At 71.9% G+C, this 24,552-nt stretch carries 20 protein-coding genes; 14 read left to right on the forward strand and 6 right to left on the reverse strand.

What is annotated here, in order from left to right; translation table 11 throughout:
* Positions 1-179 precede the first annotated feature (179 nt).
* Genes JYK17_RS16740 through fdhD form a run of 5 tightly spaced genes read left to right on the forward strand, consistent with a single transcriptional unit; the run spans position 180 to position 6,652 of the window.
* Positions 180-1,151, forward strand: a complete 972-nt coding sequence (locus JYK17_RS16740; RefSeq protein ID WP_108006244.1) for a 2-dehydropantoate 2-reductase — start codon at positions 180-182, stop codon at positions 1,149-1,151.
* Positions 1,152-1,191: 40 nt separating this feature from the next.
* Positions 1,192-3,111 carry a molybdopterin oxidoreductase family protein gene (locus JYK17_RS16745; RefSeq protein WP_108006246.1) on the forward strand — a complete coding sequence of 640 codons (1,920 nt, stop codon included), beginning with the start codon at positions 1,192-1,194 and terminating at the stop codon, positions 3,109-3,111.
* A gap of 4 nt (positions 3,112-3,115) precedes the next feature.
* Positions 3,116-4,939 (forward strand): NAD(P)H-dependent oxidoreductase subunit E, encoded by a 1,824-nt coding sequence (locus JYK17_RS16750; RefSeq protein WP_222810644.1) that lies wholly within the window; start codon positions 3,116-3,118, stop codon positions 4,937-4,939.
* Entirely contained in the window at positions 4,936-5,796 is an 861-nt protein-coding gene (locus JYK17_RS16755) for a 2Fe-2S iron-sulfur cluster-binding protein (protein WP_108006250.1), read from the forward strand. The genes JYK17_RS16750 and JYK17_RS16755 overlap by 4 nt, the downstream gene beginning before the upstream one ends.
* A 7-nt stretch (positions 5,797-5,803) precedes the next feature.
* The gene (gene fdhD / locus JYK17_RS16760) at positions 5,804-6,652 is read left to right on the forward strand and encodes a formate dehydrogenase accessory sulfurtransferase FdhD (protein WP_108006252.1); all 849 of its coding nucleotides are present in this window, start codon (positions 5,804-5,806) and stop codon (positions 6,650-6,652) included.
* A gap of 71 nt (positions 6,653-6,723) precedes the next feature.
* Here the strand turns inward: fdhD and JYK17_RS16765 are convergent, their stop codons facing one another.
* Positions 6,724-7,557 carry a LysR family transcriptional regulator gene (locus tag JYK17_RS16765; RefSeq protein WP_108006254.1) on the reverse strand — a complete coding sequence of 278 codons (834 nt, stop codon included), beginning with the start codon at positions 7,555-7,557 and terminating at the stop codon, positions 6,724-6,726.
* Between the two features lie 121 nt (positions 7,558-7,678).
* On the opposite strand from JYK17_RS16765, the gene JYK17_RS16770 reads away from it, so the two are divergent.
* Positions 7,679-8,398: an SDR family oxidoreductase gene (locus JYK17_RS16770; protein ID WP_108006256.1), complete on the forward strand. Its 720-nt coding sequence runs from the start codon at positions 7,679-7,681 to the stop codon at positions 8,396-8,398.
* 656 nt (positions 8,399-9,054) lie between these two features.
* Here JYK17_RS16770 and JYK17_RS16775 read toward each other — a convergent pair.
* On the reverse strand, positions 9,055-9,579 hold the full coding sequence (locus JYK17_RS16775) for an isochorismatase family protein (protein WP_108006258.1): 525 nt from the start codon (positions 9,577-9,579) through the stop codon (positions 9,055-9,057).
* 19 nt (positions 9,580-9,598) lie between these two features.
* Positions 9,599-10,036, reverse strand: a complete 438-nt coding sequence (locus tag JYK17_RS16780; RefSeq protein ID WP_108006260.1) for a MarR family winged helix-turn-helix transcriptional regulator — start codon at positions 10,034-10,036, stop codon at positions 9,599-9,601.
* A gap of 116 nt (positions 10,037-10,152) precedes the next feature.
* On the opposite strand from JYK17_RS16780, the gene JYK17_RS16785 reads away from it, so the two are divergent.
* The 3 genes from JYK17_RS16785 (at position 10,153) to JYK17_RS16795 (ending at position 14,338) form a co-directional block, all read left to right on the forward strand.
* Complete coding sequence (locus tag JYK17_RS16785) at positions 10,153-11,082, forward strand: quinone oxidoreductase family protein (protein ID WP_108006262.1); 930 nt, start codon at positions 10,153-10,155, stop codon at positions 11,080-11,082.
* Between the two features lie 144 nt (positions 11,083-11,226).
* Positions 11,227-13,092, forward strand: a complete 1,866-nt coding sequence (locus JYK17_RS16790; protein ID WP_222810645.1) for an exo-alpha-sialidase — start codon at positions 11,227-11,229, stop codon at positions 13,090-13,092.
* A gap of 10 nt (positions 13,093-13,102) precedes the next feature.
* Complete coding sequence (locus tag JYK17_RS16795) at positions 13,103-14,338, forward strand: DUF5005 domain-containing protein (protein ID WP_108006266.1); 1,236 nt, start codon at positions 13,103-13,105, stop codon at positions 14,336-14,338.
* Here the strand turns inward: JYK17_RS16795 and JYK17_RS16800 are convergent.
* Positions 14,274-15,323 (reverse strand): bile acid:sodium symporter family protein, encoded by a 1,050-nt coding sequence (locus JYK17_RS16800; protein WP_108006268.1) that lies wholly within the window; start codon positions 15,321-15,323, stop codon positions 14,274-14,276. The genes JYK17_RS16795 and JYK17_RS16800 overlap by 65 nt on opposite strands.
* A gap of 142 nt (positions 15,324-15,465) precedes the next feature.
* On the opposite strand from JYK17_RS16800, the gene JYK17_RS16805 reads away from it, so the two are divergent.
* Positions 15,466-16,338, forward strand: a complete 873-nt coding sequence (locus JYK17_RS16805) for a LysR substrate-binding domain-containing protein (RefSeq protein ID WP_222810646.1) — start codon at positions 15,466-15,468, stop codon at positions 16,336-16,338.
* An 877-nt stretch (positions 16,339-17,215) separates the two neighbouring features.
* On the opposite strand, the gene JYK17_RS16810 is transcribed toward JYK17_RS16805, so the two are convergent.
* The gene (locus JYK17_RS16810) at positions 17,216-18,196 is read right to left on the reverse strand and encodes an Lrp/AsnC family transcriptional regulator (protein WP_222810647.1); all 981 of its coding nucleotides are present in this window, start codon (positions 18,194-18,196) and stop codon (positions 17,216-17,218) included.
* Positions 18,197-18,329: 133 nt separating this feature from the next.
* On the opposite strand from JYK17_RS16810, the gene JYK17_RS16815 reads away from it, so the two are divergent.
* The 4 genes from JYK17_RS16815 to JYK17_RS16830 all read left to right on the forward strand — a co-directional run bounded on the left by JYK17_RS16815 (position 18,330) and on the right by JYK17_RS16830 (position 23,774).
* Positions 18,330-19,829: an MFS transporter gene (locus JYK17_RS16815; RefSeq protein WP_108006274.1), complete on the forward strand. Its 1,500-nt coding sequence runs from the start codon at positions 18,330-18,332 to the stop codon at positions 19,827-19,829.
* Positions 19,830-20,079: 250 nt separating this feature from the next.
* Positions 20,080-21,906: an AMP-dependent synthetase/ligase gene (locus JYK17_RS16820; RefSeq protein ID WP_108007445.1), complete on the forward strand. Its 1,827-nt coding sequence runs from the start codon at positions 20,080-20,082 to the stop codon at positions 21,904-21,906.
* A 165-nt stretch (positions 21,907-22,071) separates the two neighbouring features.
* On the forward strand, positions 22,072-22,857 hold the full coding sequence (locus JYK17_RS16825; RefSeq protein WP_222810656.1) for an aldo/keto reductase: 786 nt from the start codon (positions 22,072-22,074) through the stop codon (positions 22,855-22,857).
* A gap of 221 nt (positions 22,858-23,078) precedes the next feature.
* Positions 23,079-23,774, forward strand: coding sequence for a glycoside hydrolase family 75 protein (locus tag JYK17_RS16830; protein ID WP_108006276.1), 696 nt, complete (start codon positions 23,079-23,081; stop codon positions 23,772-23,774).
* A gap of 52 nt (positions 23,775-23,826) precedes the next feature.
* On the opposite strand, the gene JYK17_RS16835 is transcribed toward JYK17_RS16830, so the two are convergent.
* A complete protein-coding gene (locus JYK17_RS16835) occupies positions 23,827-24,531 on the reverse strand; it encodes an SDR family oxidoreductase (protein WP_108006278.1) in 705 nt (234 codons plus the stop codon).
* Positions 24,532-24,552 lie beyond the last annotated feature (21 nt).

A 24,552-nucleotide genomic window follows, 5' to 3' on the forward strand; every position in this document is an offset into this window, starting at 1 on the left:
TCGACCGTATGCGATGAGCGGTATGCAGGATGCGACGAACGGTTGAACCGACCGGTTTCCCGAAGCGTGCGCGAACCCTTGCTGGCCTTCGCACCATACTGTAGACAATATTCAGTCGACGAAGTTCGACGACGCGCCATCTCCGCGGTATCCCTCGAACCGAACGGAGCTCCCACGTCATGAAAGTCGCAGTTCTCGGCGCCGGTGCGATCGGCGCCTATGTCGGAGCCGCGCTGCATCGCGCCGGCGCCGACGTGCATCTTGTCGCCCGTGGACCGCATCTGGCGGCCATGAGGCAGCACGGAGTACGGGTGCTCAGCCCGCGCGGGGACTTCACCGCGCGCGCCCACGCAACCGACGACCCGGCCGCGATCGGCCCGGTCGACTATGTCTTCCTCGGCCTCAAGGCCAACTCGTACGCGGCGTGCGGGCCGCTGATCGAGCCACTGCTGCACGACGCCACCGCGGTGATCGCCGCCCAGAACGGCATCCCCTGGTGGTACTTCCACCGGCACGGCGGCCCCCACGACGGCCACCGCGTCGAGAGCGTGGACCCGGACGGCGCGGTCAGTGCGGTGCTCGCGCCCGAACGGGCCGTCGGCTGCGTCGTGTACGCCGCCACGGAACTCGAACAGCCGGGTGTCGTACGGCACTTGGAAGGCACCCGGTTCTCCGTCGGCGAGCCCGACCGCAGCGTGTCCAAGCGCTGCCTGGACTTCAGCGAGGCCATGGTCGCCGGGGGGCTGAAGTGCCCGGTCGAGCCGGATCTGCGCAACGACATCTGGCTCAAGCTGCTCGGCAACATCTCGTTCAACCCGATCAGCGCGCTGGCCCGCGCGACCATGCGGCAGATGTGCCTGCACGGCGGCACCCGCAAGGTCATCGAGACCATGATGGCCGAGACGCTCGCCGTCGCCGAGGCCCTCGGCTGCGAGATCGGCATCTCCATCGAGCGCCGGCTCGCGGGCGCCGAGAAGGTCGGCGACCACCGCACCTCCACGCTCCAGGACCTGGAGCGCGGCAAGCCGCTCGAACTCGACGTACTGCTGGCCGCGGTCGTCGAGTTGGCGGAGATCACCGGCGTCGACGTGCCCACCCTGCGCACCGTGCACGCCATCTCGGACCTGCTCGCACTGAGGAGCGCCGCATGAGGAGTCAGCAGAGTCAGGAGCGCCGCATGAGGAGTGTCGTATGAGGAAGCGGCAACCGAAGATCTACACCCGGCTCACCCACCCGCTGGTCCGCGACGCGCGCGACGAGCCCTTCAGGCGGGCGAGTTGGGACGAGGCCCTGGACCGGGTGGCCCGGGGCCTGCAGCGCAACCGGGACGCGTTCGGCATGTTCGCCTGTGCCCGCGCGACCAATGAGATGAACTACGTGGCGCAGAAGTTCGCGCGGGTCGTCATGGGCACCAACAACGTCGACTCCTGCAACCGCACCTGCCACGCGCCGAGCGTCGCGGGTCTGTCGGCGGCGTTCGGCTCGGGCGGCGGCACCTCCTCCTACGAGGAGATCGAGCACACGGACGTCATCGTGATGTGGGGCTCCAACGCCCGCTTCGCGCACCCGATCTTCTTCCAGCACGTGCTGAAGGGGATCAGGAACGGCGCCCGGATGTACGCCGTCGACCCGCGCCGCACCTCCACCGCCGAGTGGGCGGAGAGCTGGCTCGGCCTCAACGTCGGCACCGACATCCCGCTGGCGCACGCCGTCGCCCGCGAGATCATCCACGCGGGCCTGGCCAACGAGGCGTTCATCGAGCGCGCCACCACCGGCTACGAGGAGTACAAGAAGCTCGTCGAGCCGTGGACGCTCTCGCTCGCCGAGAAGGTGACGGGGGTACCGGCCCGCGCCATCAAGGACCTGGCGCACGCCTACGCCCGCGCCGAGCGCGCCCAGTTGTGCTGGACCCTCGGCATCACCGAGCACCACAACGGCACGGACAACGTCCGCGCGCTGATCAACCTGTCCCTGCTGACCGGTCAAGTCGGCCGCTACGGTGCCGGGTTGCAGCCCCTGCGCGGCCAGAACAACGTGCAGGGCGGCGGCGACATGGGCGCGATCCCCAACCGCCTGCCCGGCTTCCAGGACCTCCTCGACCCGGACATACGGCTGAAGTTCGAGTCCGCCTGGGACACCGTCATCCGGCCGCACTACGGGCTGAATCTGACGGAGATGTTCGAGGCGATGGAGGAGGGCTCGGTCAGGGCCGTCTACTGCATCGGCGAGAACCCGGCGCAGTCGGAGGCCGACAGTGACCAGGCGGTGCGCCGTATGCGGCAGCTCGACTTCCTCGTCGTGCAGGACATCTTCCTGACGAAGACGGCCGAACTCGCCGACGTCGTCCTGCCCGCCACGGCGGGCTGGGCGGAGACCGACGGTACGACGACCAGCAGTGAGCGGCGGGTCCAGCGGGTGCGCAAGGCGGTGGACCCGCCGGGCGAGGCCCGCGAGGACATCGACATCATGTGCGAGATCGCCGCGCGCCTGGGCCACGACTGGAAGTACGCCGACGCCGAGGCCGTCTGGAACGAGCTCAGGTCCGTCTCCCCCGACCACTACGGGATGACGTACGACCGGCTGGCGGAGCACCAGGGCATCCAGTGGCCGTGCCCGAGCACCGAGGAACTCGAACCGACCTATCTGCACGGCCGGTTGTGGGAGAAGGATCCGCAGCGGCGGGGGAGGCCCGCGCCGTTCGGCATCGTCCAGCACGATCCGCCCGTCGACCTGACGGACGAGGAGTACCCGATCCGGCTCACCACCGGACGGCGCCTGGACTCCTACAACACCGGTGTGCAGAGCGGCGGTTTCGCCTCCCCGCTGCGGCGCGGCGAGCACGTCGAGCTGAGCCCGGAGGACGCCGAGCGGTACGGGGTCGTCGTGGGCGAGGAGGTGCAGGTGTCCTCGCGGCGGGGCGCGGTCGTGGCCCCGGTGTGGGTCGAGCCGGCGCTGCGGCCCGGACTCGCCTTCATGACCATGCACTTTCCCGACGAGGTGGACACCAACAGCCTGACGATCGAGGCCAATTGCCCGATCGCGGGGACGGCGGAGTTCAAGGCGTCGGCCATCCGCATCGAGAAGCTTCCCGTCGCGACCATCGTGAGGTGACCTGGTGGATCTGCACTTCGGCGACAGCAAGCCGACGGACGAGGAACGGGCGGCGATCGACGCGCTGCTCGGCCCTCCGGAGTCCTCCTGGGAGGGCGCCGACCGGTCCGACGCCGACCTCCGGTGGGCGCGCGGCGGCCGCGAGGCCCGGGACCGGCGCGACCTGCTGCTGCCGGGGCTGCACGCGATCAACGACCGGGTCGGCTGGATCAGCGACGGCGCCCTGGACCACCTGTGCCGGCGGCTGACCGTGCCGCCGGCGGAGGCGTACGGGGTGGCCACCTTCTACTCCATGTTCTCGGTGAAGCCGCGCCCGGCGACCGTGCTGCACGTCTGCACGGACCTCGCGTGCGCGGCGGCCGGGGCGTCCGAGCTGTGCGCTGGCGTGGAGGCGAGGCTCGGCCTCGGCAGCGGCGTGCACGTCGAGCGCAGCCCCTGCCTCGGCCTGTGCGAGCGGGCACCCGCCGCGCTCGCGATCAAGGCGGGTGATCCGGTGCGTACGGCGGTGTCGGCGCCCGCGACGGTCCATGAGGCCGTACTGGCCGCGAGTTCGCCGGACTCCGCGCCGCAGGAACCGCCGGCGGCGATGGCGGTGCCCCAGGCCGGGGACCCCGGTCTGACGCTCCTTCGCCGCGTCGGCGTCGTGGACCCGTCGTCGCTGGACGACTACCGCTCCCACGGCGGCTACGCCGCGTTGCGCCGGGCCTTCGCGCTCGGCCCCGCCGGGGTCATCCGCGAGGTCACCGACTCCGGCCTGGTCGGGCGCGGCGGCGCCGCCTTCCCCACCGGCCGCAAGTGGCAGGCCACGGCGTCGCAGCCCGACCACCCCCACTACCTGGTGTGCAACGCCGACGAGTCCGAGCCGGGCACCTTCAAGGACCGCGTGATCCTGGAGGGCGACCCGTTCGCGCTGGTGGAGTCGATGACGATCGCGGCGTACGCGACCGGCGCGCACCGGGGCTACCTGTATCTGCGCGGCGAGTACCCGCGCGCGCTGCGGCGGATGGAGCACGCGATCGCGCAGGCACGCGCGCGTGGCTTCCTCGGCGACGACGTCCTCGGCCAGGGCTACGCCTTCGATATCGAGATCCGGCGCGGTGCGGGCGCCTACATCTGCGGCGAGGAGACGGCCCTGTTCAACTCCATCGAGGGCTACCGGGGCGAGCCGCGCTCCAAGCCGCCCTTCCCGGTGGAGAAGGGCCTGTTCGGCAAGCCGACCGTGGAGAACAACGTCGAGACGCTGGTCAACGTCCTGCCGATCCTGACCATGGGCGCCGAGGCGTACGCGGCGATCGGCACGGAGAAGTCCACCGGACCGAAGCTGTTCTGCGTCTCGGGCAGCGTGGAGCGGCCCGGCATCTACGAGCTGCCGTTCGGCGCCACGCTGGGCGAGCTGCTCGACCTGGCAGGGGTGCGCCCGAGGCTGCGGGCCGTGCTCCTGGGAGGCGCCGCCGGCGGCTTCGTACGGCCGGACGAGAGGGACATCCCGCTCACCTTCGAAGGCACCCGGGAGGCGGGCACCACGCTCGGCTCGGGGGTCGTGATGGCCTTCGACGACACCGTCCCGCTGCCCCGGCTGCTGCTGCGCATCGCGGAGTTCTTCCGCGACGAGTCCTGCGGCCAGTGCGTGCCCTGCCGGGTCGGGACCGTGCGCCAGGAGGAGGCGCTGCACCGGATCGCCGAGCGCACGGGTGCGGCCGCCGCCGACGACATCGCCCTGCTCAGAGAGGTCGGCCGCGCGATGCGGGACGCCTCGATCTGCGGTCTGGGACAGACCGCGTGGAACGCCGTGGAATCCGCCATCGACCGTCTGGGGGCGTACGAATGACCGTGACAGAGCTGGGGATACCGCGCCGGCTGCTGGAGTTCACCATCGACGGACAGGCCGTGCGCGCCCCCGAGGGCGCGACGATCCTGGACGCCTGCCGGGCGGCCGGGAAGGACATCCCGACGCTGTGCGAGGGGGACACGCTGCGGCCGAAGAACGCCTGCCGTGTCTGCGTGGTCGAGGTGGAGGGCTCCCGGACCCTGGTCCCGGCCTGCTCCCGCAAGGCCGAGGCGGGCATGGAGGTGCGCACCGGCACCGAGCGGGCCCGGCACAGCCGCAAGATCGTCCTCGAACTCCTCGCCTCCTCGGTCGACTTGTCGATGACTCCACAAGTCGCTGAATGGATCAAGGAGTACGAGGCGAAGCCGGACCGCTTCGGCCCGGACGCGGCCCGCCTGAACGAGGAACCCAGGGTCGACAACGATCTGTACGTGCGCGACTACGACAAGTGCATCCTCTGCTACAAGTGCGTGGACGCCTGTGGCGACCAGTGGCAGAACACCTTCGCGATCTCGGTCGCCGGTCGCGGCTTCGACGCCCGGATCGCGGTCGAGCAGGACGCCCCGCTCACCGACTCGGCGTGCGTGTACTGCGGCAACTGCATCGAGGTGTGCCCGACCGGAGCCCTGTCGTTCAAGTCGGAGTTCGACATGCGCGCGGCGGGTACCTGGGACGAGTCGGCGCAGACGGAGACGACGACGATCTGCGCGTACTGCGGAGTGGGCTGCAACCTCACTCTCCACGTGCAGGACAATGAAATCGTGAAGGTCACCTCACCGCACGACAACCCGGTGACCCACGGCAACCTCTGCATCAAGGGCCGCTTCGGCTACCAGCACGTACAGAACCGGGACTGAACACGACATGGGACGAGTCACGGAACGACGCAAGGTGATCCGCATCCGGGACGGGGCCATCTCCACCCGCCCCGACACGCTCGTCGCCGAGGAACCGCTGGAGATCAGGCTGAACGGCAAGCCGCTCGCGATCACCATGCGCACCCCGGGCGACGACTTCGCGCTGGCCGCGGGCTTCCTGGTGAGCGAGGGCGTGCTGGCCGAGCAGTCGGACCTGCAGAACATCGTGTACTGCGCGGGCGCCACCGTCGACGGCTCGAACACGTACAACGTGGTCGACGTGCGGACCGCCCCCGGCGTGACGATCCCCGACATCACGCTCGAACGGAACGTCTACACGACCTCGTCCTGCGGCCTGTGCGGCAAGGCGAGCCTGGACGCGGTCCGTACGACGGCCCGCTGGCCGATCGCCGACACTCCCCCGGTCCGCGTCGAGCCCGAGCTGCTCGCGAGCCTCCCCGACCGGCTGCGGGCGGCCCAGCGCGTCTTCGACCGGACCGGGGGCCTGCACGCGGCGGCCCTGTTCAGCGAGGCGGGGGAGCTGCTGGACATACGGGAGGACGTGGGCCGGCACAACGCGGTCGACAAGCTGGTGGGCCGCGCGCTGCAGAGCGGGGACCTGCCGCTGTCCCGCGCGCTCCTGCTCGTCTCCGGCCGGGCCTCCTTCGAGCTGGCGCAGAAGGCGGTCATGGCGGGCATCCCGGTCCTGGCGGCGGTCTCGGCACCGTCGTCGCTGGCCGTGGACCTGGCCGCCGAGACCGGGCTGACCCTGGTGGGATTCCTGCGGGGCAGCTCCATGAACGTGTACGCGGGCGAGGACCGCATCGCCCTGCGGACCGCGGCCGCCCAGGCGTGACCGCCTCTCCGCGACACGGCGGCGGGGCCCCGACCGGCGGGGAGCGCCCCCTGCGCCGCAGGGGCCCCGCCTCAGGCTCCCAGGCCCTCTGGGACGAGGGAGCGAGCCGCCTCGGCGAACGCCGCCACGAGCGGTGAGCGGCGGCTCGTCTCCCAGGCCAGGAACACCCGGTCGGGTTCGGCGTCGGTGACGGGCACATAGGTAATGTCGGAGCGGGAGTACTGCGCGGCGATCGACGCCGGTACGAGCGTGATGCCCGCGCCCGACGCCACCCGCTCGAACTTCTCCTCCACCACCCGGATCGGCACCTCGTCGGCCCCGGTGTCGGTGTAGCGCAGCCAGGTCTCGCCGGCCAGGTCGGACAGTTCCAGCGCCGGCTTGCCGGCCAGCCGGTGGTCCGCGGGCAGCAGCGCCAGCCGGGCCTCGCCGAACAGCGGCACCAGCTTGAGGCCGCTGCCGTCGATCGGAGTGCGCACGTAGGCGAGGTCCACGGTGCCGTCGAGGATCAGCCGCTCCTGGTCGTCCCACTCGACGCGGCAGGTCTGCACGTCCACGTCCGGGTGTGCCGCGGCGAAGACGCGCACCGCCGGGGTGACGACGACGCCCGCGCGGAAGCCCACGACGAGGCGGCCCGGGCCCCGGGCGGTCCGCCGCACCCGGCGCCTGGTCGCGTCGGCGGCGGCGAGCAACGAGCCCGCGTCGTCGAGGAGTTGGCGTCCGGCGGGGGTCAAAGTCACGCCGTGGCTGTCGCGTTGGAACAGCGCGGCCCCCAAGTCCTTCTCCAGCGCCTTGATCTGCCGGCTCAGCACGGGCTGCGCTATGTGCAGCCGCTCGGCGGCCCGGCCGAAGTGCAGCAGTTCGGCGACCGTCGCGAAGTAGCGCACCTTCCGCAGGTCGAGGTCCATGGCCGGCCCTTCTGTCGGCGATGCCTTCAGGGTATCGCCGACGCCGGAAGAGGTCTTGGACGGCGGCCCGGGGGCGACCGCAGGCTGGATGGCACCGAGCAATCGCGTTGAGGAGAACAGCATGAGCCTGCAAGGACAGCGGATCGTCGTCATCGGGGGTACGTCCGGGATCGGTCTGGCGGTGGCGCAGGGCGCCGCCGGGGAGGGCGCGGAGGTCGTGGTCGCCTCACGCCGCAAGGAGAGCGTGGACGCCGCGCTCGAACGGCTGCCGCAGGGCGCCGAGGGGCACGCCCTGGACGCGACCGACGAGGAGGCCGTACGCGGCTTCTTCGACCGGGTCGGCGGCTTCGACCACCTCGTCTACACGGCCGGCGAATCCCTGCTGATGGAGCCCCTCGCCACAGCCGACCTCGGGCGGGCCCGGCGCTTCCTGGACACCCGCCTGTGGGGCGCGTACACGGCCGTCAAGCACGGCGCCCCGGCGATCCGGCCCGGCGGCTCGGTGGTGCTGACGACCGGCACGGTCGCACGCCGCCCGATGCCGGGCACCACCGTAGCGGCGAGCCTGTGCGGGGCGATGGAGTCCCTCACCCGCGCGCTGGCCCTGGAGATCGCCCCGGTCCGCGTCAACATCGTCTCCCCCGGCATCGTCCGCACCGACCTCTGGCGAGACCTGCCCCCGGCCGAGCGCGAGGGCCTGTACGCGTCCATGGCCGGCACCCTGCCGGTAGGCCGCATCGGCGAGGCAACGGACATCGCCGAGGCCTACCTGTACCTGATGCGCGGCGGCTACAGCACCGGCTCGATCGTCACGGTGGACGGCGGGGGGACGCTCGTCTGAGCCGTATGCCGGGCCCGAAATCCGGTCGCGCGTCTGCCGCGGGCGCGGGTCCGCACCGAACTACGGCGGGACCTGCCTCCGGTTAGGCGCGGGACCCCGCGGACGTCGCACCTCGGTCGTCATCGTGGACAGCGGCGAAACCCCCGTCCGAGGCGGGTGCCGGGCCCGAACGCGGCCGGGCGTCCGCCGCGGGTGCAGTCCACACCACGAACCGCACCTGCCCGCCGCCCGTCTCCCCGGCATGGGTCCGCCCCGAGCTGTGCAGGGACCGCCCCCGGCCGGGCGTCCGCCGCAGGCGCGGTCCACACCATGAGCCGCACCGTCCGCCGTCGGTCTCCCCCGGCATGGGTCCACACCGACCCGTGGCGGGACCTGCCCCGGCCAACCGCGCAAGCCCACAGACGTCACACCGGCTCGACCGTCACCGTGGACGGCGGCGGAACACTCCTCCGAGGCGGGGGTCGGGACCAAACCCGGCCGCGCGTCCACCGCTGGCGCGGGTCCACACCGCCCCGTGGCGAGAACCGCCCCCGGCCGAGCGCGCAAGCCCACAGACGCCGCACCGGCTCGACCGTCACCGTGGACAGCGGCGGAACCCTCCTCCGAGGCAGATGCCGGGCCCAAACCCGGCCGCCCATCCACCGCACGCGGCAGGTTCACGGCACGAACCGCACCCCGTCCGCCGTCACCACCGTCCCCAGGCGTGGGAAGTCCAGCCGTACCGATGCCTCGTGTTCGGCGGACGTGAAGGCGGCCATCGCGTCCTCGACGAAGACGAGGTCGTAGCCGAGGTCGCCGGCCGCGCGGGCGGTGGACTCGACGCCGAGGTTGGTGGCGATGCCGCCGAACACCAGGGTGCGGACGCCGCGTTCGCGCAGGCGCTCGTCCAGGTCCGTGCCCTGGAAGGCGCCGATGGTGCGCTTGACGATCTCCAGGTCGCCGGCTTGCGGCAGGCCGGCGGCCAGTCCGCTGCCGGGCGGCTGTTCGGCGACGGCGGGGCGTTCGACGCGGACGAGGACGACGGTGGCGCCCGCCGCGCGGAAGGCGGTCGCCAACTCCTCGGCTGCGGCGAGGACTTCGGTGCCCTTGCGAGGTTCGAGGGGCAGCGCGACGAGCCGCTCCATCAGATCGACGAGGACGAGGGCGGTGCGCGCGGGATCGAGGGCGAGGGGTGGGGTCATGACGGAACGTTATCCGTCATCAGCCCTCCGTGCCCGAGATCCGGATCAACAGGCCCATGAAACGGTCGCGTTCGGCCGGTGAGAGCGGCGCGAGCAGCTCGTCGTTGGCCGCTCGCGCCGCCCTCTCGCAGCGCTTCAGCAGCCGCGCACCCTCGCGGGTGAGGGAGACCGCGTTCTTGCGGCGGTCCTTCGGGTCCGGTTCGCGCACGACGAGCCCGGCGTCCTGGAGGTCGTTGAGGACGCCGACCAGGTCCTTGGGGTCGAGCTGCACGCCGCGCCCGAGGTCGGCCTGGGCGACGGGGGCGAGATCGCGTACGGCGGAGAGCACCACGTGGTGCCACATCTTCAGCCCCTCCGCGGCCAGCGCCTCGCCCACCAGGGCCCGCCCACGGGCGGCGGCCCGGCCGAGCAGCCAGCTGGGGAGGGTTCGGATCGCGGCGAGGGGGGCTTCGGACATGGCCACAGCCTAGCGAGAAGTCGTTGGACCCCCCAACGGCTTGTCGATATCGTTGGGCCTCCCAATGAATGCATGGGGAGTCCCGACGAGCCCTCACCCAGCCATGGAGGTACGCCATGCGCCGCGTCCGCTACGAATCCACCGGCGGCCCCCTCTTCCTGGAGGAAACCCCGGTTCCGCGGCCGGGCCCGGGTGAACTCCTGGTCCGCTGCGAGGCCGTGGGCGTCACACTGCCGGTCGTCCGCAAGGTCACCGAGGCCGCCGAACCGGTCCCGCTCGGCGGCGAGATCGCCGGCGATGTCGTGGCCGCGGGTGAGGGCGTCACCCGCTTCCGCATCGGTGAGCGCGTGACCGGGCTGTGTTTCGGGCACGGTTACGCCGACTTCGCCCTGCTGCACGAGACCATGGCCTCCCCTGTCCCGGACGGCGCGACCGCCGTGGACGCGGTCGCCCTGGTCCGCAGCGGTCTCGTCGCCCTCGGCGCCCTCGCTTCCGCGCGCCCCGAGCCCGGCGAGTCGGCCCTGATCACGGCCGCGGCGAGCGGCGTCGGCCACCTCGCCGTACAGCTCGCGAGGGCGCGGGGCGCGGCCCGGGTGGTGGGCGCCGTATCGGACCCGGAAAAGGCCGCCTTCGTGCGCTCCCTCGGCGCCGACGAGGTGGTCGTGTACGGCGACACGAGCTGGGGCGCGCCCGTCGACCACGTCCTCGACGCGGTGGGCGGCGACCTGCTCACCCCGGCGCTCGCCGCCCTCGCGCCCGGTGGGCGGCTGGTGGCGTACAGCTCGGGCGGGGGGACCGTGAAGGCGTACGACCTGCTCGTGGGCGCCAAGTCCGTGATCGGCTTCCAGATGGCGCGGATCGCGCGTTGCGAGCCGGAGTTGTACGAGCGGTGGCGGCGGGAGCTGTGGCGCCTGTTCGCCGACAAAGTCCTGCGACCGGTCGTGCACGGGGAGTTCGCCCTGGAGGACGCCGCCGAGGCGCACGCGGTGATCGAGTCGCGCGCCAACCTGGGCAAGGTGGTGCTCCGGCCCGACCCGGTCGCCTGAAGCACCGCGGTGCCGCGCCGCCGACGACGCACCGATCGGGCGCACGGTTCTTGTGGGCCACGGGAGTCGCAACTAGCCTCAGTGGCCGGGACGTTGGACGTGGGATGTCCAGATGTCCAGACCTCCGAAGGGCAGGTTCGCACCATGCCGTCACGTCTTCGCACGCGTCTGAGATCCGTCGTCACCGCGGTGGCCGTCCTGCTGGGCGTCGCCGCGCTGCCGAGCCCCGCTCACGCCCAATCCCCCGCCAAGGCACCCGTGTTCGACCAGCAGATCCTCTTCAAGGCCTCGCAGGATCCCGGCTACGCCTGCTTCCGGATACCGGCGATCGTGCGGACGAACGACGGCACCCTGCTGGCGTTCGCCGAGGGCCGCGTCCTCAACTGCGGGGACGCCGCCGACATCGACATCGTCCTCAAGCGCTCCACCGACGGCGGCCGCACCTGGGGCCCGCTGCAGGTCGTCAACGACGGCGGCGGCGACACCCACGGCAACCCGGCGCCGATCGTGGACCGCAGGACCGGCCGCATCCTGCTGGCGGAGACGTACAACACCGGCCGTACGGACAGCGCCAGTTGCTCGGTCCCCTGCGACCGCACCCCGCACCTGCAGTACAGCGACGACGACGGGAACACCTGGTCGCAGCCGCGCGACCTCAGCTCCGAGATCCTGCCCGCGAACTGGAACTCCTGGTACGCCACCGGACCCGTGCACGGCATCCAGCTCACCCGCGGCCGGCACGCCGGGCGGCTGGTGTTCGCCGTCAACACCGAGACGTGGGACGGCAGTCGGGTCACCGCCAACAACGCGGCCCTGATCGTCAGCGACGACGGCGGCGACCACTGGAGGATCGGCGCCAACGACACCTGGCCGATCGCCGACGACGGCACCTTCCGGCAGAAGCCGTCCGAGATGACGCTCACCGAGCGCACCGACGGCTCGGTCCTGGTCAGCGGCCGCGAGACGGACGGCACCGACCTCGGTCACCGCACCCAGGCGGTCAGCCGCGACGGCGGCAGCAGCTTCACCGCGCCCTTCCACGCCCTTCCGGACCTGTACGCGCCCCAGGTGCAGGGCTCGATGCTCCGCCTCGGCGACCGCATCCTGCTGGCCTGCCCCGGCGACCCCGACCGCCGCCGGACCATGATGATCCGCTCCTCCTACGACGGCGGCCGCACCTGGGACAGCGTGGACCGCGGCACGGTGGTGACCACGGACTGGTCGGGCTACTCCGACATGGCGCGCATCGGCGCCGACACGGTGGGGCTGATGTACGAGGGCGGTGCCGTCGACGCCCGCGACGAGATCCGCTTCGCCCGCTTCGACGAGGACTGGCTGCAGGCGCGCCGAGGCCCGGACCCGACCACCACCGACCTCGCCCGGCACGCCCGCCCGGCGGCCGTGCTGGGCGGTGCGCGGACCACGGACGGCGTCCACGGCAGGGCGCTGGAGTTCGACGGCGTCGACGACGCCGTACGCCTGCCGTACAGCGACCGACTCCCGCTCGGGACGAAGGACTTCACGGCGTCGCTGTGGTTCCGCTACACGGCCACGACCGGTGAGCAGCCGCTGCTGTGGATGGGCGGGATCGGGACCACGCAGCCCCAGGTCTGGCTGCGCGGCGAGCCCGCGAGCGACCGCATCCAGGGGCTGATCACCGTGCGCGACGGCGCCGCGGCCCCGCGGACGGTGTCCGTCAGCACGAACGGCGCCTACAACGACGGCCGTTGGCACCGTCTGACGCTGCGCCGCGGCGGAGGACAGCTGACGATCGCGGTCGACGGTGCGGCGGCCACGGCCACCGACGTACCGGGGTCGGTCAGCCGCAACTCGCCGTTCGGCGTGCACATCGGGCAGCGCATGGACAGCCGGGCGTTCTTCACCGGCGCGATCGACGACGTCCACGTGTGGGACCGGGCGCTGAGCGACGAGGAACTCGCCGGCCGGGACACCTCCGCGCGGGGCACCGTGCTGTGGCTGCCCATGGACCATGTGAGCGGCAGCCACTAACGTCCCGTGCGTGCCCGAGGACGTACGAGCACGACAGCGGACGGGAACCGGACTCGGCCTGCTGCTGGCCCTGGTTCTCGGTGCCGTGCTGCTCACCGCCCTCCCGGACGGCAACGACCGGGAGGGCGGCGGCTGTTCGCCCCTCGAGATCGCCTCCTGGTCGGCCGACGAACACCTCACCGGCGAGTTCGCCCGCTACGGCGACGACGCCACCCGTACCGACGACTGGACCGGCGGCGACGGCACCCACTCGGTGCGGCTGCCGGACGGCCGGGTGCTGTGGCTGTTCTCCGACACCTATCTCGGCCGGGTGCACGGCCCGCCCAACCCGGTCGGCGAGTCGTACGCCTGGCGGGACCGGACGGCCCCGCTGGTGCGCAACTCGGCCGTGGTGATGGACGCCGGGGGCCGCCTGACGGCCACGCTCCCCGCCCCGTTCTTCCCCGACCCCGCCCCGGGCCAGTGGCGCTGGCCCGTCGCCGCCCGCGTCGAGCCCCGCTCCCCCGGCTCCTCAAGGAAGGTCGTACGGGTGCTGCTGTGGGTGCGGACGGCCGGGCAGTCGCCGTGGATCTACGGCGTGCCCACCGCCACCGAGGTCGCCACCCTCTCGCTGCCCTCACTGCGGGTCGAGTCGGTCGTGAAGGTGCTCGACCAGAGCCTGGTCGCCGACCCGTCCCGGCGCGTCCTGTTCGGCACCACGCTGGTCGACCGGGGCGGCTGGACGTACGTCTACGGCGGCGACGACGGACGGGCCGCGAACCGGCCGGCCTCGTCGGCGTACGTGGCCCGGGTGCCCGAGGGGCGGCTCGGGGAGCCGTCCGCTTGGCGGTACTGGAGCGGCTCGGGCTGGGGGCTGCGGCCGCGGCCGCTGCGGGGGGCGAAGGTGGGCAGCGCGTTCTCCGTGGTGCCGGTGGACGGCACCTACCTGCTGTTCACCATGGCCTCGGGGACGGCCGGGCTGACCACCGTGACCTCGTACTGGGCCTGCTCCCCCACCGGGCCGTGGCACGGGCCGACGAAAAACGTCAGCCCCGCGCTGCCGGCCGCCGGGACCGCCGCGTACAACCCGCAGGCGCACCCCGCCGTGTCGGGCGGCGACCTCGGCGCGGGCGGCGGCGACGGACGGCTGGTGCTGAGCTACGACGTCAACTGGCTTCGCACGACGGGCGCTTCGGCGAGCATCAATGCGAACGTGAGCCTGTACCGACCGCGGTTCGTGTCGGTGCGGCTGACTCCCGCGGGGTGAGGGGCGCGGCCTGGTCGGGGACGTCGCGGGAGCGGCGCTTGGCGATCACCGCGCACACCATCAGCTGCATCTGGTGGAAGAGCATCAGCGGCAGCACGGCCAGGGAGGCGTGCGCGCCGAACAGGACGCTCGCCATGGGCAGGCCGGAGGCGAGGGACTTCTTGGAGCCGGCGAACTGGATGGCGATGCGGTCCTCGCGGCCGAAGCGCATGGCCTTCGCGCCGTACCAGGTCAGGGTCAGCATGACGGCGAGCAGGACGGCCTCGACGACGAGCAGGCCGCCGAGCCGGACGACGCTCACCTGGTGCCAGATGCCCCGGACCATGCCCTCGCTGAACGCGGCGTAGACGACGAGCAGGATGGAGCCGCGGTCGACCAGGCCGAGCACCTTCTTGTGCCGGGCGACGAAGCCGCCGATCCAGCGGCGCAGCAGCTGCCCCGCGAGGAACGGCACCAGCAGCTGAAGCACGATGTCGACAAGCGAGTCGGCCGAGAAGCCGCCCGCGCTGCTGCCGAGCACGGCCGCGGCCAGCAAGGGGGTGACGACGATGCCGACGAGGGAGGAGAAGGAGCCGGCGCAGATCGCGGCGGGGACGTTGCCGCGGGCGATCGAGGTGAAGGCGATCGACGACTGGATGGTGGAGGGCACCAGCGTGAGGAAGAGCAGGCCCTGGTAGAGCGGGTGGGTCAGCAGGACCGGTTCGAGACCGCGGGCGGCGAGACCCAGCAGCGGGAAGATCAGGAACGTACAGGCGAGGACCGTGCCGTGCAGCCGCCAGTGCTTGAGCCCGTCCATCGCCTCGCGGGTGGACAGGCGGGCGCCGTACAGGAAGAACAGGAAGGCGATCGCTGCCGTGGAGGCGCCCGAGGCCACATCGGCCCCCGTCCCGCGGGCGGGGAAGAGGGCCGCGAGGCCCACGGTTCCGAGCAGAAGCAGGATGTACGGGTCGATCGGCATCCAACTCGGCCATTGCGGGCGTTTCACGTTGCTCCACTTGCTGATTGCTGTCGTCGGTCCTGGGGCCGGAGAGCCCCCGTCCATCGTCCTCCTCCGGTCGACGATCGGGAATCCGTCATACCGCTCTGACTGTTATCGCGGCTCGAGATAAAGGGCTACGGTTGTCGGCATGTACGACCCCTCCCACCTGCGCACCTTTCTCGCGGTCGCGCAGACCCTGAGCTTCACCCAGGCCGCGCGGCGGCTGGGGCTGCGCCAGTCGACGGTCAGCCAGCATGTGCGGCGGCTGGAGGAGGCGGCCGGGCGGCAGCTGTTCACCCGGGACACCCACTCCGTGGAGCTGACCGAGGACGGCGAGGCCATGCTCGGGTTCGCGCGGCGGATCCTGGAGGTGCAGGAGCAGGCGGCGGCGTTCTTCACGGGGACCCGGCTGCGCGGGCGGCTGCGCTTCGGCGCCTCGGAGGACTTCGTACTGACCCGGCTGCCGGAGATCCTGGAGGGTTTCCGCTACGACCATCCCGAGGTGGACCTGGAGCTGACGGTCGAGCTGTCGGGGACGCTGCACGAGCAGCTGGCGGCCGGGAAGCTGGATCTGGTGCTGGCCAAGCGGCGGACCGAGGACGCGCGCGGGCAGCTGGTCTGGCACGACGAGCTGGTGTGGATCGGCGCCGAGCGGCTGCGCCTGGACGCGGACCGCCCGGTACCGCTGATCGTCTTCCCGCCGCCCGGCATCACCCGCGCCGTGGCCATCGAGTCCCTGGACCGCGAGGGCCGCCCCTGGCGCATCGCCTGCACCAGCGGCAGCCTCAGCGCCCTCATCGCAGCGGCCCGCGCGGGCCTCGGCGTCATGGCCCACTCCCGCGGCCTGATCCCCCCGGGCCTGACCCGCGTCCCGACCCGCTTCGCCCTCCCCGAACTAGCCCCAGTCGACTTCGTCCTGATCCACGGCCGCCGCCCTGGCAGGGCCCAGGAGGCGGCGAACGCCCTGGCGGCGACGATTTTGGCGGGAGGGGACCGCTTGCAGCGGAGGCGCAGCGATTAAGGGGATGACCGCGCCGGTCGCCTGGCCGGAGGGGGGCCGCGGGGCGGGCGGTGCGAGCGTACGGCTCCGCAGGGTGCCGGGCGGCCGGCCAGGGCCTGCCGCTTGAGCGGCCCCCGGAGGTGCGGCACACGGGCAGGCGCCGCCTGGCGGCGCGAGCCAGGCGGGGGTTGAACGATCCATGCGTCCGCAGGACGCCGGGCCACGCCGCGACCCGGCGCCTCGCGGGCGGCCCGGCAGCCCGGCCCGCGAGCGGGCGTTCCATTGCCTCGGGAGCCAAGCGGGAGTTGAACGGTCCTGGTCGGCACCCGCCCAAAGGGCCGACCTCGCGACGGGCGGTGCGGGCGTGCACGTCCGCAGGGCGTCGGGCCACCCGCCAGGGCAGCCACATCAGCAGCCCGGCGACACGGCCCGCGAGCGGGCGGCCCAGGCGTCGCGAGCCAAGCGCAAGCCGGACGATGCCCACGTCCGCAAGACGCCACGCCGCCCCGCGAGACTGCGCCACGTGGGCGGCCCGGCAACACGGCGCGCGGGCGGGCCAAGCGCCGTGAGCCAGGCGAGAGTTCAACGGTCCTGGCGGACGGGACCACCCGCAGCGTCGGCACAGCGGCCAGGGAGTTCCGACCAGTCTCGCCGACCGTCCGGAGGGCCGGACTCGCAGCGGACAGTGCGGGCATCGCCACGCCAGACGCCCCCGGGACCCGCCATGCGACCGGCCCGGAGCGCAGCGATCGGGCCTGCCGGCCAAGTGGGAGTTGGACCATCCGCGCGTCCGCAAGCGCGCCGAGCCGCCCGCCAGCCGACGCCACGTCAGCCACCCGGCACCGCCGCCCCCGAGCGGCACACCGGGCATCGTGACCCAGGCCGCATGGCCGCCCCCCTAGCGCGGCCTCCCCCGGTACGTCAGTTGCTTCACTCGGCGTAGGAACGGGGTTGCCTCGACGTGTTGGACGCCCTCCAGGTGGCCGAGGGGGCCGCTGAGGTAGGTGTAGAGGTCGGCGGTGTTGCGGAACACCGCGGTGGCCGTGAGGTTGGTGGGGCCGGCGGTGGCGGCTGCGTGGGCTATCTGGTCGTGGGCGGCCAGGGCCTCGCCGACGGAGTGCAGGGCCGCAGGGGTCGTGGTGAGCCAGAGGGCCGCGGCGACCGGGTAGCCGATGGTCTCGGAGTCGTACTCCACGTCGATGTAGACGGCGCGGGAGGCGAGCAGCGTGGCCAGGCGGCGTTTGACGGCGGACTCGGAGCGGCCGGTGGCGCGCTGCAGTTCGGGGTAGGTGGCGCGGCCGTCGCGTTCCAGGACGGCGAGCAGGGGCTCATCCTCGGGGTCGACGCGGGCGGGGCCCGGGTCGGGCACGGGGTCCGGCGTCAGGGCCTCGATCTGGTCCGGGTCCAGCACCGCGAACTTCTCCAGCCAGCCGCTCGGCCCGCCGTAGAAGCGGTGCAGCATCTGGTGGGCGCTGATCTCCAGCAGGCGCGGCGTGCGCGGCAGCTTGCCCAGCAGCAGGTCGTCACGGTCGCCGGGGCTGCGCGGCCGGGTGCCGAGGATGACCTCGGTGCCGCCGGAGGCGAGCCCGACCCAGTTGGTGTCGGGACGTTTGGCGAGCGCCTCCGCGATGGCCAGGGCACTGTCCGGCACGCAGCGCAGCCGCAGCGTCCACTGGTCCTGCCCGAGGGCGTCGGCGTCCCGTACCGCGACGACCCTCAGACCGCCCTCGGCGCACAGCCGCCGGTAGCGGCGCGCGACGGTCTGGTCGGAGACGCCGAGCACGGCGGCGATCCGGCTGAAGGAGGCGCGCCCGTTGACCTCCAGCGCGTGCAGCAGTCGCAGATCGAGCTGGTCGAAGACGTCGGATTCCATCTCCATCGAACCCACTCCCATCGGATTCCGCCGCCGGGTGGGTCGACACCATGGCGATCGGCCGCGTGGCGCCCATCGTACGGAGGCATACGCATGCGCCGCGTACGAAGCAGGCGCACGGAGCACAGGAGTTGAGGACATGCGTACATGGGGGCCGCTCACGGCGGTGTGCCTGAGCACGTTCATGTTGCTGCTGGACGTGACGATCGCGGTGGTCGCACTGCCGGACATGGCGGCGTCGCTGCACGCGTCGCTGAGCGATCTACAGTGGGTGATGGACGGATACGCGCTGGCGCTGGCTGCGGTGCTGCTCGGCACGGGCGCCGCCGCCGACATCCTCGGGCGGCGGCGGGTGCACGTCGTGGGCGTGGTGGTGTTCGCCGCGGCCTCGCTGCTGTGCGGCCTGGCGGGCGGTCCCGGGATGCTGGTCGCCTCGCGGGCGCTGCAGGGTCTCGGGGCGGCGGCGATGTTCGCGACCACGCTGCCGCTGCTCGCCTCGGTCTATCAAGGCAGGCAGCGCTCGGTGGCGCTCGGCGTGTGGGGCGCGGTCGCGGGTGCGGCGGCCGCGGTGGGCCCGGTGCTCGGCGGGCTGCTGACGGACGGCCCGGGCTGGCGCTGGATCTTCTACGTCAACCTGCCGGTGAGCGTGCTCGCGGTGTGGCTGACGCTGAGGGTCGTACCGGAGTCGCACGGTTCGCGCGAGCGGCGCGTGGACTGGGCGGGCACGGCGACGTTCGCCGCGTTCGCCGGAGCGCTGACGTACGGCGCGGTGCGGGCCGGGCAGCACGGCTGGGGCGAGGCGGGCACCCTCCTCACGTTCGCGGCCGCCCTGGCGGCCCTGACGGGCTTCCTCGCGGTCGAGCGGCGCAGCGCCGACCCGCTGCTGGACCCGCGGTTGTTCCTCAAGCCCGCGTTCTCCGGCGTCATGGTGGGCGCGCTCGCCTTCAACGCGGCGGCGTTCAGCCTGATGGCGTACGACTCGATCTGGTTGCAGACGCTGCTAGGGATGAGCCCGGTGCGCGGCGGGCTGGTCTTCCTGTGGCTGTCGCTGTCGTCGTTCGCGGTGGCCGCGGCGGGCGGCCGGCTGCTGCACGGGGTGCCGGCCCGGATCACGGTCGGCGGCGGGCTGCTGCTGATCGGCACCGGCCAGTTCTGCATGACCGGCCTGGACACGGGCTCGACGGCGTCCGCGCTGATACCGGGGCTGATCCTGGCCGGGGTCGGCACGGGCCTGGTCTCGCCGGGCATCGCGGGCGCCGCGCTGGCCGCCGTACCGCCGGAGCGGTCGGGGATGGCGGGCGGTGCGGTGAATACGTTCCGGCAGCTCGGGTATGCCCTCGGCATCGCGGTCTACGGCACGGTGGTGACGTCACGGATGAACGACACGCTCCCGCACGACGCGGCCCACGCGCTGGCGGGCGGCGCGGCCGGCGCCCTGCGCGGGGCCTTCTCCGAGCGGGCGCTGCGCACGGCGTTCGCGTCGGGTCTGAACACCGCTGCGGTGGTGGCCGGGCTGACCGCGACGGTCGCAGGAGCGCTGGTGGTGACGCTGGTCCGGACGCCGCGAGCGCCCCGGAAGGGAGTGATGAATGCGGGCTCCGGAACGCTTGCGGAGGAGACGGTTCCGCCGCGCCGATGAGGTCGTTGACCAGCGGTCAAGGGCGGTAGCCGGGTCGTACAGATTCGGTGGAGATTACGGGACCGAAACTTACTCAACCGTCAGTTTTCTGTCCGACCCTTCCGTATGTGGGGGCATTTTCCGGCCGGTGACCAGGGTATAGCTGAGGGATGTTCGGTTTTGGCCCCCCTCCCGCCCTGTCTCCGCGTGGGGTAGCTTTCACGGCGCTTGCGGAGTACTCGATACAGCGCTGAGGGAGCGGGGAGTGGGATTGCGCGAGTTCACCAGCCCGCCGTTGACGCTGGCACCCACTGTGGGGGGTCTGGCCGACGTCGTCTTCGAGCGTGCCCAGGAGGACCCGCTGCACATCGCGCTCGGCCGCAAGGACGAGAGCGGACAGTGGCGGGACGTCACCTCGGCCGAGTTCCGCGACGAGGTCATGGCCCTCGCCAAGGGCCTGCTGGCCCGGGGCGTCCGGTTCGGCGACCGCGTCGCGATCATGTCCCGTACCCGCTACGAGTGGACCCTGTTCGACTTCGCCCTGTGGACGATCGGCGCCCAGGTGGTGCCGATCTACCCCACCTCGTCGGCGGAGCAGTGCTTCTGGATGCTCTACGACTCCGAGTGCACGGCCGCGATCGTGGAGCACGAGGACCACGCGATGACGATCGCCACCGTCATCGACCGGCTGCCGCAGCTGCGCCAGCTCATGCAGCTCGACAACGACTGCCTGCAGGAGCTCTACGACGCCGGCGCCCACCTCGACGACGACGTGGTGCACCGACACCGGCAGGCGATCACCCCGGACTCGGTCGCGACGATCATCTACACCTCGGGCACCACGGGCCGCCCGAAGGGCTGTGTGATCAGCCACGGCAGCTTCATGTACGAGTCGGACACCGTCATCCAGCGCTGGGAGCCGGTGTTCCACACCAAGAAGGGCGACGAGGCGTCGACCCTGCTGTTCCTGCCGCTCGCGCACGTCTTCGGACGCATGGTGGAGGTCGCCACCATCCGCGGAGGGGTGCGCCTCGGCCACCAGCCGCAGCTGAACGCGTCGGCCCTGCTGCCCGATCTGCAGGCCTTCCGGCCCACGTTCATCCTCGCGGTGCCGTACATCTTCGAGAAGGTCTTCAACGCCTCCCGCCGCAAGGCCGAGAAGGAGGGCAAGTCCGGGCCCTTCGAGAAGGCCGTCGACATCGCCGTGAAGTACGCGGACGCCGTCGAGGCCAAGGCCTGGGGCATCGGCCCCGGACCCTCGGCCGGTCTGCGCATGCAGCACCAGCTCTTCGACAAGCTCGTCTACGCCAAGGTGCGCGCCGCGATGGGCGGCCGGATCCGCAACGCCATGTCGGGCGGCTCCGGGATGGACCGCAGGCTCGGCCTGTTCTTCGCGGGCGCCGGCGTGCAGATCTACGAGGGCTACGGCCTGACCGAGTCGACGGCGGCCGCGACCGCCAACCCGCCCGAACGCACCCGCTACGGCACGGTCGGACAGCCCATCCCCGGTGTCACCGTGCACATCGCGGACGACGGCGAGATCTGGCTGCACGGCGAGAACATCTTCCAGTGCTACCTCAACAACCCGAAGGCCACCGACGAGACCCTGCACGACGGCTGGCTCGCCACCGGTGACCTCGGCTCCCTCGACGACGACGGCTACCTCACCATCACCGGCCGCAAGAAGGAGATCCTGGTGACCTCCGGCGGCAAGAGCGTCTCGCCGGGTCTGCTGGAGGAGCGCGTCCGCGACCATCCGCTGGTCAACCAGTGCATCGTCGTCGGCAACGACCGGCCCTACGTCGCCGCCCTGGTCACCCTCGACCAGGAGGCCGTCGAGCACTGGCTGCAGATGCGCGGCAAGCCGCAGATGGGCCCCGCCCAACTGGTGCGCGACGCCGACCTGGAGACGGAGGTGCGGCGTGCGGTGGTCGCCGCCAACACCCTTGTCTCGCAGGCCGAGTCGATCCGCACGTTCCGGATACTGGCCCAGCCCTTCACCGAGGAACACGGTCTGCTGACCCCGTCCCTGAAGCTGAAGCGCAAGGCCATCGAGAACGCCTACGCCAACGAGGTCGAGGCCCTGTACCAGGCCTGAGTGCCCGGCTCCCGGGTCTGACGGTCCGGCACCGGTGAATTCTCCGGTCAGGAATGCATCACGGGCCGTGATCGTTGACGATGGGGAGTACCACCTGACGACAACCGTAAGGATCCAGAGCTCGTGAGCAAGGTCCCCCCGATCATCCTCAACAACGGCGTCGAGATGCCCCAGCTGGGCTTCGGCGTCTGGCAGGTGCCGGACGACGAGGCGGAGCGTGCTGTGGCCACCGCGCTGGAGGCCGGGTACCGCAGCGTCGACACAGCCGCGATCTACGGCAACGAAGAGGGCACCGGCCGGGCGATCGCGGCCTCCGGCGTCCCGCGCGAGGACATCTTCGTCACCACCAAGCTGCACAACCGCGACCAGGGGTACGACTCGACGCTGCGCGCGTTCGACGTGTCGCTCGGCAAGCTCGGCCTGGAGTACGTCGACCTGTATCTGATCCACTGGCCGACCCCGGCCCGGGACAAGTACGTCGACACGTACAAGGCCTTCGAGAAGCTGCACGCCGACGGCCGCATCCGCGCGATCGGCGTCTCCAACTTCGAGCCGGAGCACCTGCGTCGGCTGATCGAGGAGACCTCGGTCGTCCCGGCGGTCGACCAGATCGAGCTGCACCCGCATCTGCAGCAGCACGCCGCCCGCGAGTTCCACGCCGAGCAGGGCATCGCGACCGAGGCCTGGTCGCCGCTCGGCTCGGGCAAGGGACTCCTGGAGGTCCCGGCGATCGTCGCCATCGCGCAGAAGCACGGGCGCACCCCGGCCCAGATCGTCCTGCGCTGGCACCTCCAGATCGGCAACATCGTGATCCCCAAGTCCGTGACGCCGTCCCGGATCAGGGAGAACATCGAGGTCTTCGACTTCAGCCTGGACACCGAGGACCTGGCGGCCATCAGCGCGCTGAACGAGGACCGGCGCCTGGGCCCCGACCCGAACGCCCTCAACTGAGCCCGACCCCCTTCGACGGAACCTGACACCGGTCGGAACGAGGCTCCGCCCCGTCGCGCGAGTACCACGCGGCGGGGCGGAGCCGTTTCCGCATTCATGAGGCTTGTTGCCGAGTTCATGGACGTGTTTCCGCGTTCACAGTCTTGACGCGAGCATGCCCATGGGTCCACCGTGTACGCCAACCCGGTCAGGAAACTTTCCTAACAGAAGGGTCCCCCACAGTGCGTATACGAACACTGACCCTCGCCGCGGCCTCCGGGGCCGCCCTGCTCGCAGCCGGAGTGCTCCCTGCGAGCGCCTCCGGCTCCGCGGGACCGGCGTCCACCCAGGAGGGCTCGGTCAGCGCGGCCGACCTGCTCGCCAAGGTGACGTCCTGCTCCCAGATCTCCAACGGCAAGTACCGCACCGACGAGGAGACGTCGGCCACCGTCCCCGTGTGCGGCAAGAACGGCGCCGTGTTCTGGAAGGCCGACATGGACGTCGACTGCGACGGCCAGCGCACGTCGAACTGCAACGAGGACACCGACCCCTGGTACCAGGACGACACGGCCTTCCATCAGTCCAACGGCAGCCCGCTGAAGGCGGATTCACTGCCGTACGTCGTCGTGCCCAGCTCCAGCGGCATCTGGAACTACGCGAACGCCGGCATCAAGGGCGGCGGCGTGGTCGCGGTGATCTACGACAACAAGGTGGAGTACGCCGTCGTCGGCGACACCGGCCCCACGCAGATCATCGGCGAGGCCTCCTACGCCACCGCCGACGCGCTCGGCATCGACCCCGACCCGGAGACCGGCGGCACCGACTCCGGGGTGACCTACATCCTCTTCAAGAACTCGCAGGTCTCCCCCATCGAGAGCCACAGCGCGGCGGTGACGCTGGGCGACCGGCTGGCCAAGCAGTTCCTGCAGAACAACTAGAGCCGCCCGGGGAGGACGGACGCGGTGCAGCCCGACCGGCCGTGCGCGGCGGTCAGTTGGGCTGCCCGATCGGCCGCACGACGACGGTGTTGACGTCGACTCCGGCCGGTTGCCCGAGTGCCCAGACGATCGAGTCCGCGATCTGGTCGGCGGTCAGCAGATGACCGGGTGGCAGGCCGCCGTCCCAGAACGGGGTCTCCACCCGTCCGGGTGCGATCAGGGTGACGCCGATGCCGAACTCCGTGACCTGACGGCGGGTGTTCTCGGCGAGACCCGTCACCGCCCACTTGGTCGCCCCGTAGATGTTGCCGGGGGTGTTCACGAACCCGGCGACACTGCCGACCAGGACGATCCGGCCCCGGCTCTCCTTGAGCGCGTCGACGGAGGCCCGCACGAGCAGCGCCGGGCCGAGGACGTTGGTGAGCACCATCTCGGTCCAGCCGGCCGGGTCGCCGTCCGCCACGGAGTCGTGGGTGGCGAACCCGGCGTTGGCCACGACCGTGTCCAGCCGGCCGTACGTCTTGAGTGTGCTGTCGACCGCGGACTGCACGTCGGCGTACTCGGCCGCGTGCCCGGGAAGCGTCAACAGCTGCTCGGGGCTGCCGAGTTCCTCGGCGAAGGCGCGCAGCCTTTCCTCCCGGCGCCCGGTGACGGCCACCCGCTGCCCGGCGTCGAGCAGCCGGCGCGCGACGGCGGCGCCGATGCCGGTGGCTCCGCCGGTGATCAGTGTGACGGGCGATTCGGTGGTCGTGGCCATGTCTCCCCCTGTGGTTCGTTC

The organism is Streptomyces plumbidurans (assembly GCF_019857225.1).
Lineage (GTDB): Bacteria > Actinomycetota > Actinomycetes > Streptomycetales > Streptomycetaceae > Streptomyces > Streptomyces plumbidurans.

Coding starts and splice junctions, on each gene's coding strand:
- JYK17_RS16755 (WP_108006250.1), top strand. CDS start 4,936: ATGACCGTGACAGAGCTGGGGATACCGCGCCGGCTGCTGGAGTTCACC.
- JYK17_RS16775 (WP_108006258.1), bottom strand. CDS start 9,579: ATGACCCCACCCCTCGCCCTCGATCCCGCGCGCACCGCCCTCGTCCTC.
- JYK17_RS16740 (WP_108006244.1), top strand. CDS start 180: ATGAAAGTCGCAGTTCTCGGCGCCGGTGCGATCGGCGCCTATGTCGGA.
- JYK17_RS16780 (WP_108006260.1), bottom strand. CDS start 10,036: ATGTCCGAAGCCCCCCTCGCCGCGATCCGAACCCTCCCCAGCTGGCTG.
- fdhD (WP_108006252.1), top strand. CDS start 5,804: ATGGGACGAGTCACGGAACGACGCAAGGTGATCCGCATCCGGGACGGG.
- JYK17_RS16805 (WP_222810646.1), top strand. CDS start 15,466: ATGTACGACCCCTCCCACCTGCGCACCTTTCTCGCGGTCGCGCAGACC.
- JYK17_RS16815 (WP_108006274.1), top strand. CDS start 18,330: ATGCGTACATGGGGGCCGCTCACGGCGGTGTGCCTGAGCACGTTCATG.
- JYK17_RS16810 (WP_222810647.1), bottom strand. CDS start 18,196: ATGGAGATGGAATCCGACGTCTTCGACCAGCTCGATCTGCGACTGCTG.
- JYK17_RS16785 (WP_108006262.1), top strand. CDS start 10,153: ATGCGCCGCGTCCGCTACGAATCCACCGGCGGCCCCCTCTTCCTGGAG.
- JYK17_RS16765 (WP_108006254.1), bottom strand. CDS start 7,557: ATGGACCTCGACCTGCGGAAGGTGCGCTACTTCGCGACGGTCGCCGAA.
- JYK17_RS16745 (WP_108006246.1), top strand. CDS start 1,192: ATGAGGAAGCGGCAACCGAAGATCTACACCCGGCTCACCCACCCGCTG.
- JYK17_RS16825 (WP_222810656.1), top strand. CDS start 22,072: ATGCCCCAGCTGGGCTTCGGCGTCTGGCAGGTGCCGGACGACGAGGCG.
- JYK17_RS16770 (WP_108006256.1), top strand. CDS start 7,679: ATGAGCCTGCAAGGACAGCGGATCGTCGTCATCGGGGGTACGTCCGGG.
- JYK17_RS16835 (WP_108006278.1), bottom strand. CDS start 24,531: ATGGCCACGACCACCGAATCGCCCGTCACACTGATCACCGGCGGAGCC.
- JYK17_RS16790 (WP_222810645.1), top strand. CDS start 11,227: ATGCCGTCACGTCTTCGCACGCGTCTGAGATCCGTCGTCACCGCGGTG.